General features: G+C 64.6%; 9 protein-coding genes. 8 read left to right on the forward strand and 1 reads right to left on the reverse strand.

Features of this window, described 5'->3' with window-relative positions; all coding sequences use genetic code 11:
• Positions 1 to 172 precede the first annotated feature (172 nt).
• Positions 173 to 442 carry a DUF3551 domain-containing protein gene (locus BJ122_RS01050; RefSeq protein ID WP_110779447.1) on the reverse strand — a complete coding sequence of 90 codons (270 nt, stop codon included), beginning with the start codon at positions 440 to 442 and terminating at the stop codon, positions 173 to 175.
• A 676-nt stretch (positions 443 to 1,118) separates the two neighbouring features.
• Between BJ122_RS01050 and dnaE the strand changes: the two genes are divergently transcribed.
• The 8 genes from dnaE (at position 1,119) to dxr (ending at position 11,804) form a co-directional block, all read left to right on the forward strand.
• Positions 1,119 to 4,613 (forward strand): DNA polymerase III subunit alpha, encoded by a 3,495-nt coding sequence (dnaE, locus tag BJ122_RS01055; protein WP_110779315.1) that lies wholly within the window; start codon positions 1,119 to 1,121, stop codon positions 4,611 to 4,613.
• Positions 4,614 to 5,391: 778 nt separating this feature from the next.
• A complete protein-coding gene (locus BJ122_RS01065) occupies positions 5,392 to 6,384 on the forward strand; it encodes a 30S ribosomal protein S2 (protein ID WP_110779317.1) in 993 nt (330 codons plus the stop codon).
• A 129-nt stretch (positions 6,385 to 6,513) separates the two neighbouring features.
• The gene (gene tsf, locus BJ122_RS01070) at positions 6,514 to 7,437 is read left to right on the forward strand and encodes a translation elongation factor Ts (RefSeq protein WP_110779318.1); all 924 of its coding nucleotides are present in this window, start codon (positions 6,514 to 6,516) and stop codon (positions 7,435 to 7,437) included.
• A gap of 72 nt (positions 7,438 to 7,509) precedes the next feature.
• Positions 7,510 to 8,226: a UMP kinase gene (gene pyrH / locus BJ122_RS01075; protein WP_110779319.1), complete on the forward strand. Its 717-nt coding sequence runs from the start codon at positions 7,510 to 7,512 to the stop codon at positions 8,224 to 8,226.
• A 61-nt stretch (positions 8,227 to 8,287) separates the two neighbouring features.
• Positions 8,288 to 8,851: a ribosome recycling factor gene (frr, locus tag BJ122_RS01080; protein ID WP_110779320.1), complete on the forward strand. Its 564-nt coding sequence runs from the start codon at positions 8,288 to 8,290 to the stop codon at positions 8,849 to 8,851.
• Between the two features lie 113 nt (positions 8,852 to 8,964).
• Entirely contained in the window at positions 8,965 to 9,723 is a 759-nt protein-coding gene (locus BJ122_RS01085) for an isoprenyl transferase (protein ID WP_027277443.1), read from the forward strand.
• A 4-nt stretch (positions 9,724 to 9,727) separates the two neighbouring features.
• A complete protein-coding gene (locus BJ122_RS01090; protein ID WP_110779321.1) occupies positions 9,728 to 10,576 on the forward strand; it encodes a phosphatidate cytidylyltransferase in 849 nt (282 codons plus the stop codon).
• Between the two features lie 4 nt (positions 10,577 to 10,580).
• Positions 10,581 to 11,804 carry a 1-deoxy-D-xylulose-5-phosphate reductoisomerase gene (dxr, locus tag BJ122_RS01095; protein ID WP_110779322.1) on the forward strand — a complete coding sequence of 408 codons (1,224 nt, stop codon included), beginning with the start codon at positions 10,581 to 10,583 and terminating at the stop codon, positions 11,802 to 11,804.
• The last annotated feature ends 23 nt before the right edge of the window (positions 11,805 to 11,827 follow it).

The raw sequence follows: 11,827 nt of genomic DNA on the forward strand, positions 1-11,827 counted from the left end.
AGAACCTCCTGTTGGCGCGTGGCGAAGGTGCGCGCGCCCGGCGGCAGGGCCGGTGTTACAGCTTCGGTTCTGACGTCATCAGAACGAAGCCGTAACTTTATGCTCTGATGCGTTTTCGTGACGCGAACCGGGATCCACTTCGCTCGACAACGCCATCGGCCGGCCGTGCGGCTCAGTCGCGGGTGCGGCGCACCTTCTTTTTGTAGGTGCGGCGCTGAGGCGGTTCTTCATATTTGTAGAACGGGTTGACGTCGCAATAGGCGTAGCGCCCCGAGGCGCTGGCCTGGCACTGGGCATAGCTGGTGTAGCTGCAGTCACCGAGCGGGGCCAAATATTCCCGGGCTTTTAGGCAAAACGGGTAGTCCCGGGCCTGCGCCGGGCTCGCGGCATCAACAGCCGCAACCGCGCTCAGCGCCAGCAATGACAGAAACGCACGCCGCATCTGGTCCTCCATTCGGCCACCGCCGACTCCATGTTCCGCAAAGACCAAGCCGCGATTGCCGTGCCGCGTCAACTCGGTTGCATGCACGAGGTTCGCTGGTGTGGCCCCCAGCGCACAGCGTGTCATTCACCATGTCGGATGCCAACCGGGGCGACGCTAGTGATGCTGTGAGAAAGGGCGCTTGACTTCTAGAACAAATGTGGAACACTGTTCATGTTACGTTCTCTTGGCGGGAGGAAGCCATGCTGAAGACGTTCATTGAAGAAGCCGCGGCCCTGACCTCGATCGTGTTGTTCGTCGGCATGATTGCCGTCTGGGCCCAAGTCATTCCCCAGCTCTAATTCAAATTCCTGCAGCTTGAAGGTCCCGAGTCGGGTCGCATAGCTCTGCCCTGTGAACGGGTGCAGCGCTGTGGTACGGGGCCAGTTCTGGGCATTCGCGCTTGGCCCCCGACGCTGCTGGCCCGTTTTGAGCGGGCTGGCAGCGGCTGGGGAAAAGCCAGGCAGCGGCCGCGCCAGGCGGCCTGGCCGGGGCGACGGCCGTGGACTTGGGCGGGACGGCGACGCACCATCCAGGTCCCGAGTCGGGGCGCCCCCCGCCGTTGCGTGGCTCCCCGCGGGGCGCGCTGGTGCCCCGATCGCGTTTTGGTTCCCGCTTGTCGGATTGTTGCTGCGTCATGTCCTCTGCCGGTTTCATTCACCTGCATGTCCATTCGGCTTTTTCGCTGCTGAAAGGCTCGATCAAGGTCCAGAAGCTGGCCGAGCTCGCCAAGGCGGATCACCAGCCGGCGCTGGCGCTGACCGACACCGACAACATGTTCGGCGCTTTGGAGTTTTCCGAGAAGCTCGCGGGCTATGGCATTCAGCCGATCATCGGCTGCGAGCTCGCGATCGATTTCGGCGACATCGATCCCAACGCCCGCACCCCGCTGGCGTCGGCGCCGTCGCGGATCGTGCTGCTGGCGGCGCGCGAAGCCGGCTATCTCAGCCTGATGAAGCTCAATTCGCGGGCGTTTTTGGAAACGCCGGTCAATCAGGCGCCGCACATCAAGGTCGACTGGCTCAAGGGCGAGACCGAGGGCGTGATCGCGCTCACCGGCGGTCCGGACGGCTCGATCGCACAGGCGCTGGCGTTCGACCATGCCGATCTCGCCGCGCAGCGCTGCGACCGGCTGGCGGAGCTGTTTGGCGACCGGCTCTATATCGAGCTGCAGCGTCATGGCGTCGATGCCGAACGGCGCGTCGAGCCGGGCCTGATCGATCTGGCCTATGCCAAAGGGCTGCCGCTGGTCGCGACCAACGAGCCGTATTTCGCCAGCACCGATGATTACGAAGCCCATGACGCGCTGCTGTGCATCGCCGGCGGCAAGCTGATCGCCGAAACCGACCGGCTGCAGCTCACGCCTGATCACCGTTTCAAAACCCGCGCTGAAATGGCGGTGCTGTTCGCCGATCTGCCCGAAGCGCTGGCGTCCACCGTCGAGATCGCCGAGCGCTGTGCCTATCGGCCGCGCACCCGCAAGCCGATTCTGCCGCTGTTTACCGTCGGCGCCGGCGATCATGCCGCCGACGCCGCCAGCGCCGAGGCCGAGGAACTGCGCGGCCAGGCCGAGCGCGGCCTTGTCAAGCGGCTGGAGGTGCATGGCCTCGCGCAGGGCGCCAGCGAAGAGGACTATCGCGCGCGACTGGCATTCGAGCTCGACGTCATCAGCCGCATGAAATACGCCGGCTACTTCCTGATCGTGTCGGACTTCATCAAATGGGCCAAGCAGCACGGCATTCCGGTCGGGCCGGGCCGTGGTTCGGGCGCCGGCTCGCTGGTCGCTTACGCGCTGACCATTACCGACCTTGATCCGATCCGCTTTGGCCTGCTGTTCGAGCGCTTCCTCAATCCGGAACGCGTCTCGATGCCGGACTTCGATATCGACTTCTGCCAGGATCGCCGCGGCGAAGTGATCGAATATGTGCAGCAGCGTTACGGCCGCGATCAGGTCGCGCAGATCATCACCTTTGGAACGCTGCAGGCGCGCGGCGTGCTGCGCGACGTCGGCCGCGTGCTGCAAATGCCCTATGGCCAGGTCGATAAGCTCACCAAGCTGGTGCCGCAAAACCCGGCCGCGCCGGTGACGCTCAAGCAGGCGATCGAGGGCGAACCGAAGCTGCAGGCGTTCCGCGACGAAGACCCGGTGGTGGCGCGTGCTTTCGACATCGCGCAGCGGCTCGAAGGCCTCAATCGCCACGCCTCGACCCACGCCGCCGGCATCGTGATCGGCGACCGGCCGCTCTCGGAATTGGTGCCGCTCTATCGCGATCCGAAATCGGACATGCCGGTCACCCAGTTCAACATGAAATGGGTGGAGCCGGCCGGGCTGGTGAAGTTCGACTTCCTCGGCCTGAAGACGCTCACCGTGCTCGACGTTGCGGTCAAACTGCTCAAGCAGCGCAACATCCATGTCGAACTGCCAAAAGTGCCGCTCGACGATCCCGATACTTTTGCGATGCTGACGCGCGGCGATGTGGTCGGCGTGTTCCAGCTGGAAAGTCAGGGCATGCGGCGCGCGCTGATCGATATGCGCCCCGACCGTTTTGAAGACATCATCGCGCTGGTGGCGCTGTATCGCCCGGGCCCGATGGCGAACATTCCGACCTATTGCGCCCGCAAACATGGCGAGGAGGAGCCGGAATATCTGCATCCGATCCTGGAGCCGATCCTGAAGGAGACGTTCGGCGTCATCATCTATCAGGAGCAGGTGATGCAGATCGCGCAGGTGATGGCCGGCTACTCGCTCGGCGACGCCGACCTGTTGCGCCGCGCCATGGGTAAGAAAATCCGCGCCGAGATGGATAAGCAGCGCGCGATCTTTGTCGCAGGCGCGGTCAAGAACGGCGTCGCCAAGGATGCCGCCGACACCATTTTCGACTTGCTCGCCAAATTCGCCGACTACGGCTTCAACAAGAGCCACGCCGCGGCCTATGCGCTGGTGTCGTATCACACCGCCTATATGAAGGCACATTATCCGGTGGAGTTCTTGGCGGCGTCGATGACGCTGGAAATCCACAACACCGACAAGCTGTCGGAATTCCGTTCCGAGGCGCAGCGGCTGGGGATCAAGGTCGAACCGCCGTCGATCAACCGTTCCGGCCCGACCTTCGAGGTTGCCGACAACACCATCTTCTACGCGCTCGCCGGTTTGAAGGGCGTCGGCCACCACGCGGTCGAGCAGATCGTGGAGGGGCGGCAGGGCGGCAAGTTCAGCTCGCTCGCCGACTTCGCCGCCAAGGTCAATCCGCGCGCCATCAACAAGCGCCTGGTCGAATGTCTGGCGGCGGCCGGCGCCTTTGACGAGATCAATCGCAACCGTGCCGCGGTGTTCGCCGGCGCCGAGGCGATCATCGCCGCCTGCCAGCGCCATAACGAGGCCAAGGAGCTCGGGCAGAGCGACATGTTCGGCGGTATGTCGGACGCGCCGAGCATCATGCTGCCGCAGGTCGAGCCGTGGTTGCCGGCCGAGCGGCTGCGCCGCGAATATGATGCGATCGGCTTCTTTCTGTCCGGCCATCCGCTCGACGATTATGCCACCGCGCTAAAACGGCTGCGGGTGCAGAGCTGGGCGGATTTCTGCAAGGCGGTGAAAGCCGGCGCCACCGCCGGCAAGGTCGCCGCAACCGTGGTGACGCGCCAGGAGCGCCGTACCAAGACCGGCAATAAGATGGGCATTTTGGGCCTGTCCGACCCGACCGGCCATTTCGAGGCGGTGCTGTTTTCCGAAGCGCTGGCCCAGTTCCGCGAGATTCTGGAGCCGGGCGCGGCGGTGTTGCTGCAGCTCGGCGCCGAGCTGCAGGGCGACGACGTGCGCGCCCGGATTCTGCAGGCCGATCCGCTCGATGACGCCGCCGCCAAGACCCAGAAGGGGCTGCGGGTGTTTTTGCGCGATACCAAGCCGCTGGAATCGATCGCCAAGCGGCTGCAATCGCCCGAGGCCGCGGCCAGCCCGACCCCGGCGTTCGGCCGGCGCGGCGGCAGCAATGGCGATGGCGACGTCACCTTGGTGATGATGATCGACCTGGAAACCGAGGTCGAAGTGAAGCTGCCGGGCCGCTACCGGGTGTCGCCGCAGATCGCCGGCGCGCTGAAAGCGGTGACCGGCGTGGTCGACGTTCAGACGGTGTAGGACCGGGCCTTGGCCTGCCGGGCCCTCGGACGACCGGTCCGCGCTCGGCCGCCGGCAGGCCGTCCGGACGGGGGGCTGTCGCCTGGTGTCGGCTTCGCTTGGATTGAACGACAGAGCAGGCCGCTGTCTGCCAAAGGCGGCCGGTTGGCTACGCCTGGTTGTCGCGCGGAGTGTTTTGGATGCCGTAGGCGAGGGCCGGGGCTCTGACCGGGCCTGATGATTCCGTGCGCGCCAAGCCTCTGCCGATCATTGAGGCGTTGACGCCCGCTGCCGGTAATTTGAGCTTTCAGGATAAACTAAACGGTTTAGTTTTGCGGTGATGCCGCGCATTCCGAGGGCGCGGCCAATCCGCGCGACCTCAGCTTGGCTTCGCCAACCACGATGATCTGTCCGAGCTCGTCGAGCGGGGGCGCGGCAAGGCGCTTCTTGCCAGCGAGGACGGGGCCAAGACCTTTGTTGTCGCCTAAAAATTGCTCGGCCGGGTGCTGGTGCAGCATCGCCGGGACGAGCTATTGAAGGATTTGGCCGGCTTGTTCGGCAGCTCCATAAAGACGTTGAAAACCGCGCCTTAGTGCGGCCCGGCGCGGCCCGCTGCGGCATCGGGGCGGGCAGGGCAAATGCTCGATTTTCTTGCTTCTTCCCAGAATCCGGCTATACAGCGCGGCATCTCACACGGAAACATGGCTCAAAAGGCCGTCCGGTGGCTGCCGGATCGCAGGTCATCCTGTTGGTTCGGCTGCTCACAGCGTTTCCGGAGGAACCAACCGGAGAATAGAAAATGGCACTTCCTGAATTCACCATGCGTCAGCTGCTCGAAGCCGGCGTGCATTTCGGCCACCAGTCGCATCGCTGGAACCCGAAGATGGCGGACTACATTTTTGGTAGCCGCAACAACATCCACATCATCGACCTCGCGCAGACCGTGCCGTTGCTGCACCGTGCGCTGCAGGCGGTGAGCGACACCGTTGCCAAGGGTGGCCGCGTGCTGTTCGTCGGCACCAAGCGTCAGGCTCAGGACGTGGTGGCGGAAGCCGCGAAGCGTTCGGCGCAGTACTATGTGAACTCGCGCTGGCTCGGCGGCACGCTGACCAACTGGAAGACCATTTCGGCCTCGATCAAGCGCCTGCGCTTCCTCGACGAAGTGCTGAATTCGGGCGACGCCGCTGCCTACACCAAGAAGGAGCGGCTGACGCTGCAGCGCGAGCGCGACAAGCTCGACCGCTCGCTCGGTGGTATCCGCGACATGGGTGGTCTGCCGGACCTGATCTTCGTGATCGACACCAACAAGGAAGACATCGCGATCCAGGAAGCCCAGCGGCTCAACATCCCGGTGGCGGCGATCGTCGATACCAATTGCGACCCGAAGGGCATCACCTATCTGGTTCCGGGCAATGACGACGCTGGCCGCGCCCTGTCGCTTTATTGCGATCTGGTGGCTCGTGCGGTGATCGACGGCCTGTCGCGCGCCCAGGGCGAAGCCGGCTTCGACGTCGGTGCTGCGGTCCGCCCGCTGCGCGAGGACCTGCCGGCCGTGACCGAGTCCGGCTTCCAGGGTCTTGCTGGTCCGCGCGGCGTTGCCGACGATCTCAAGAAGCTGACCGGCGTGTCCGGCGCGATCGAGAAGAAGCTCAACGACCTCGGCATCTTCCACTACTGGCAGCTCGCCGAACTCAATCACGATACCGCTTACAAGATCGGCGAAGAAGTCGGTCTGCCGAGCCGTGCCGACGCCTGGGTGGCGCAGGCCAAGGCGCTCACTGAAGCTGAGTAACTCGTGCGTTGCGGCCGGGACATCCGGCCGCAACGTTTCGACGGCACATTCTATTTTTGATTCCTGATCGCGGACCGCGGCGGCGATGGGCTGTTTCGCGGCCGCTCTGGCAGGCAAAGGACGTTAACAATGGCGACGATTACTGCGGCGATGGTTAAGGAGCTCCGTGAGACCACGGGCGCTGGCATGATGGATTGCAAGCAGGCGCTGTCGGAGAACGACGGTGACATGCAGGCTGCGATCGACTGGCTGCGCAAGAAGGGCCTTTCCAAGGCTGCCAAGAAGGCGGGCCGTGTCGCTGCGGAAGGTCTGATCGGTGCTTTGACCGACGGCAACAAGGGCGTGCTGGTCGAGGTCAACTCCGAGACCGACTTCGTGGCGCGCAACGATCAGTTCCAGGGTCTGGTCAAGATGATCGCGCAGGTCGCGCTCAAGGTCGGCGCCGACGTCGACGCGATCAGCGCCGCGCCGGTTGGTTCCGCGACCGTTGCCAATGCGGTTGCCGACGCGATCGCCACCATCGGTGAAAACATGACGCTGCGCCGCGCCGCTTCGCTGGAAGTCGCCAACGGCGTGGTCGGCAGCTACGTCCACGGTGCGGTGGTCGATGGCGCTGGCAAGCTCGGCGTGCTGGTTGCTCTCGAGTCGACCGGCAAGACCGACGAGCTGGCCGTGCTGGCCCGTCAGATCGCGATGCACGTCGCCGCTGCCAACCCGCAGTCGCTCGACGCCGCCACCCTCGATCCGGAAGTGGTGCGCCGCGAAAAGGACGTGCTTGCCGACAAGTATCGTCAGCAGGGCAAGCCGGAAGCCATGATCGAGAAGATCGTCGAGTCCGGTCTGAAGACCTACTACAAGGAAGCTTGCTTGCTCGATCAGGCCTTCATCCACGACACCGGCAAGTCGGTGGCGCAGGCGGTGAAGGAAGCCGAAGGCAAGGTTGGCGCGCCGATCAAGCTGGCCGCGTTCGTGCGTTATGCGCTCGGCGAGGGCATTGAGAAGCAGACCACCGACTTCGCCGCGGAAGTGGCGGCGGCCAGCGGCCAGAAGTAAGCGCCGCGATTGGCTTACGGTCTCCCGGCCGTCCGGCCGGGAGTACGAACTCGATAACGGAGCGATGGCATCATGAGTCAGCCGGTCTATCATCGGGTGGTGGTCAAGATCTCCGGCGAGTATCTCGCCGGTGATCAGTCGTTCGGCATTCATCAGCCGACGATCGATCGGGTCGCGACCGACCTGATCGAGGCACAGCACCGCGGCGTCGAGGTTGCGGTAGTGGTCGGCGGCGGCAACATTTTCCGCGGCGTGGAAGTATCATCCCGCGGTGTGTCGCGCCCGACCGGCGACACCATGGGCATGCTGGCCACAGTGATGAACTGCCTGGCGCTGGAAGCTGCGATCGAGCGGCGCGGCGTCTCGGCCCGGACCTTGTCGTCCATGGTGATGCCGCAGGTCTGCGAGCTGTTCACCCGCGCCACCGCCCATCGTTATTTGTCCGAACGCCGTATCGTGCTGCTGGGTGGCGGTACCGGTAATCCGTATTTCACCACGGATACCACGGCGGTATTGCGTGCCGCTGAGATCGGCGCGCAGGCGGTGCTGAAAGCCACCAATGTCGATGGCGTCTATAGCGCCGATCCCAAGAAGGATCCGACCGCGCGCCGGTTCGATCGGTTGACGCATTCGCAGGCGCTGGAAGGCGGCTACAAGGTGATGGACGCAACCGCTTTCGCGCTTGCCCGTGACACCTCGCTGCCTATCATCGTGTTTTCAATTGCCGAGCCGGGTTCGGTTGGGGCGATTTTGAGCGGCGGCGGGCGGGGCACCATCGTCGCTGGATAGCGCAGGGCGTCGCCGGAGTTCGTCGGGATTATCAAGAGTTTTGGAAAAAGAAGGGGCAGTCATGCCGACCGACAGTTTCGACATCAATGACTTGAAACGCCGCATGCAGGGCGCGACCCAGTCGCTCAAGCATGAATTGGGGGGATTGCGCACCGGCCGCGCCTCGGCCTCAATGCTCGAACCGATTCAGGTGGACGCCTATGGCAGCCACATGCCGCTCAATCAGGTGGCCACCATCAGCGTGCCGGAGCCGCGGCTGCTGTCGGTTCAGGTCTGGGACCGCTCGATGGTGAAGGCGGTCGAAAAGGCGATCGTTGATTCCAATCTCGGCCTGAGCCCGGCCACCGAGGGCCAGGTGGTGCGGCTGCGGGTTCCGGAGCTCAATGAGGAGCGCCGTAAGGAGCTGGTCAAGGTTGCTCACAAATACGCCGAAGCGGCGCGGGTCGCGGTGCGCCACGTCCGCCGCGACGGCCTCGACACTTTGAAGAAGCTCGAGAAGAACCACGAGATTTCTGAAGACGATCAGGAGCGTCTGGCGCAAGATGTCCAGAAGGCGACGGATGCGACGATTCACGAAGTCGATCAGCTGCTCGCGGTCAAGGAAAAGGAAATCCTGACCGTCTAAGACCGCTGCGGTCGCCCGGCGCCGAGCTGGGCGGCCCTAGCTCGTTTGACTGAATTGACGTAGTTGCGGCAAACGGGAAGCCTCTTTGCGGACCACGCTTTAGGATACGGCCTATGTCGAACGCCGCCGCGCCGCTGCAGGGACGATCGGACAGTTCTGATCTGCCGTTGCATGTGGCGATCATCATGGATGGCAATGGCCGCTGGGCGGCGGCGCGCGGGTTGCCGCGGGCCGAAGGCCATCGTCGTGGTGTTGAGGCTTTGCGGCGGGTGGTACGAGCGGCCCGCGAGCTTGGGGTGCAATACCTCACAATCTTCTCGTTTAGTTCTGAGAACTGGTCGCGGCCGGCGAGCGAGATCGTCGATCTGTTCGGGCTGCTGCGCCGCTTCATCCGCAACGATCTGGCGTCACTGCATCGCGACGGCGTGCGGGTCCGGGTGATCGGCGAGCGCGAGGGCCTTGAGCCCGATCTGTGCGCGCTGCTGACCGAGGCCGAGGAGTTGACGCGCGGCAATAGCAAGCTGCATCTGGTGGTCGCCTTCAATTACGGCTCGCGCAAGGAAATCGCCAATGCCGCGCAGCGGCTGGCGCGCGAGGTTGCCGAGGGCAAGCGCGACTGGAGCAGCATCGATCCGGACGCGCTCGGCCGCTATCTCGACGCGCCGGAAATTCCCGATCCCGATCTGATTATCCGCACCAGCGGGGAACAGCGGCTCTCCAACTTTTTGATGTGGCAGGCCGCCTATAGCGAACTTGTGTTCGTGCCGATTCACTGGCCTGATTTCGACAAGGCCGCGCTCGAGGGCGCAATGGCCGAATATTCCCGCCGCGAGCGCCGGTTCGGCGGTCTGGCCGCGAAGACAGGGTCGTGATTCTGTGAGCGATAATTCGAGGGCGCCGGCAGCTGCCGGCGACAGCGGCACGCGCAATCTGGTGACGCGCGCCGTCACCGCGCTGGTGCTGGCACCACTGGCGATTGGCATCGTCTATGCGGGCGGCTGGTTCTGGACCGTGCTGGTCACCGCGGTTTCCGTCGGCATTTTTATCGAATGGCTGATGATCGTCGGCGCACGCGACAACCTGCGGGTGTTGGGCGCGGGCGTCGGCGCGTTGGCGATCACCGGGCTGTGCCTGGGGTTTGAGCGCTATGACGGCGCGCTGCCGTTTGCGCTGCTAGGCCTGGTGGTGGTCGGCTATCTCGGCGGCGAGCAGCGGCGCTGGACCGCTTCCGGCTATTTCTATGCCGTGGCGGCCTTGCTGGCCTCGGTGCTGGTGCGCGCTGACGCCGAATGGGGTTTTGCGGCGTTGATGCTGGTGCTGCTGGTGGTGTGGGCTGCCGATATTGGCGGCTATTTCGCCGGCCGTACCCTGGGAGGTCCGAAATTGTGGCCGCGGGTCAGCCCCAAGAAGACCTGGGCCGGCGCGATTGGCGGCTTTGTGCTCGGGCTTTGCGTTGCATCAGGGTTCGCGGTGCTGGGCTATGGCAATTGGGGGCCATTGCTGGCTTTGGCGGCTTTGCTGTCGGTGGTGTCGCAGCTCGGCGACCTGTTCGAATCGGCGGTCAAGCGCCAGTTCGGGGTCAAGGATTCCAGCCAGATCATCCCGGGCCATGGCGGCCTGATGGACCGGCTGGACGGTTATGTCGCGGCGGTCGTCGCTGCGGCTTTGTTCGGCGTGGCGCGGGGCGGCATCGAAGGCGCCGGCCGTGGCCTGATGATGTGGTGATGAGATGAGTGCTGTTCCATTGCGAAACGATAAGCCGGCGACCCACGGCGTGCGTAAAGTCACGGTCCTAGGCGCCACCGGCTCGATCGGCGACAGCACCATGGATCTGCTGCGCGCCTCGCCCGAGCGCTATCAGGTCGAGGCCCTGACCGCGAACAGCAATGTCGAGGGGTTGGCCAAGCTCGCGATCGAGTTCAACGCCCGGTTCGCCGCGGTGGCCGATCCGGCCAAGCTTGGCGAGCTGCGCGCCGCGCTCGACGGCACCGGGATTGCCTGCGGGGCAGGGGAACAGGCGGTGATCGAGGCCGCGGCCCGGCCGTCCGACTGGGTGATGGCGGCGGTCGCCGGGGCGGCCGGCCTGAAACCGGCGCTGGCCGCGGTTGACCGCGGCGCCACCGTGGCGCTCGCCAACAAGGAATGTCTGGTGTGTGCCGGCGAGTTCTTCATGGAGCGCGCCGCCGCGGCCAATGCCTGCATCCTGCCGGCCGATTCCGAGCATAACGCGCTGTTCCAGGCGCTGGCCTCTGGCAATCGCGACGAGCTGACCAAGGTGATCATCACCGCCTCGGGCGGTCCGTTCCGCACCTGGGCCGCCGCCGATATCGAGCAGGCGACGCTGGCGCAGGCGCTCAAGCACCCGAACTGGAGCATGGGCCAGAAGATCACCATCGATTCGGCGTCGATGATGAACAAGGGCCTGGAGGTGATCGAGGCGTCCTGGCTGTTCGCGCTGACGCCCGACGAGATCGAAGTGGTGGTGCATCCGCAGTCGATCATCCACGGCATGGTGGAATTCTCCGACCGTTCGGTGGTGGCGCAGCTCGGCGCCCCGGATATGCGCATTCCGATCGCGCACTGCCTGGGCTGGCCGGAGCGAATCATCGGCCGCGCCGCGCCGCTCGATCTGACCAAAATCGGCCAATTGACCTTCGAGGCCCCGGATTTCGTCCGGTTCCCCGGTCTGCGGCTGGCTTATGACGCGCTGCGCGCCGGCAACGGCGCCACCACGGTCTACAATGCCGCCAACGAGATCGCGGTCGCGGCGTTTGTGAAGGAGCAGATCCGGTTCGGCGCAATCGCCCGGCTGGTTGAGGAAACCCTCAATTCCTGGATCCGGTCCGGCAATCTGGCGCCGCTGAGCTCGGCGGACGAGGCGATTGCCGTTGACCATAAAGCGAGAAATCTCGCTGCCAGCCTCTTGCCACAAATTGCCGCAAAGGCATCTTAAGTCTTTCGCGTGGGGCTTCTGGC

It is taken from the genome of Rhodopseudomonas faecalis (assembly GCF_003217325.1).
Lineage (GTDB): Bacteria > Pseudomonadota > Alphaproteobacteria > Rhizobiales > Xanthobacteraceae > Rhodopseudomonas > Rhodopseudomonas faecalis.

What these genes read in the sequence shown, in the direction of transcription:
- BJ122_RS01085 (WP_027277443.1), top strand. Translation starts at nt 8,965, where the DNA reads ATGTCGAACGCCGCCGCGCCGCTGCAGGGACGATCGGACAGTTCTGAT.
- BJ122_RS01065 (WP_110779317.1), top strand. Translation starts at nt 5,392, where the DNA reads ATGGCACTTCCTGAATTCACCATGCGTCAGCTGCTCGAAGCCGGCGTG.
- tsf (WP_110779318.1), top strand. Translation starts at nt 6,514, where the DNA reads ATGGCGACGATTACTGCGGCGATGGTTAAGGAGCTCCGTGAGACCACG.
- pyrH (WP_110779319.1), top strand. Translation starts at nt 7,510, where the DNA reads ATGAGTCAGCCGGTCTATCATCGGGTGGTGGTCAAGATCTCCGGCGAG.
- dnaE (WP_110779315.1), top strand. Translation starts at nt 1,119, where the DNA reads ATGTCCTCTGCCGGTTTCATTCACCTGCATGTCCATTCGGCTTTTTCG.
- dxr (WP_110779322.1), top strand. Translation starts at nt 10,581, where the DNA reads ATGAGTGCTGTTCCATTGCGAAACGATAAGCCGGCGACCCACGGCGTG.
- BJ122_RS01050 (WP_110779447.1), bottom strand. Translation starts at nt 442, where the DNA reads ATGCGGCGTGCGTTTCTGTCATTGCTGGCGCTGAGCGCGGTTGCGGCT.
- frr (WP_110779320.1), top strand. Translation starts at nt 8,288, where the DNA reads ATGCCGACCGACAGTTTCGACATCAATGACTTGAAACGCCGCATGCAG.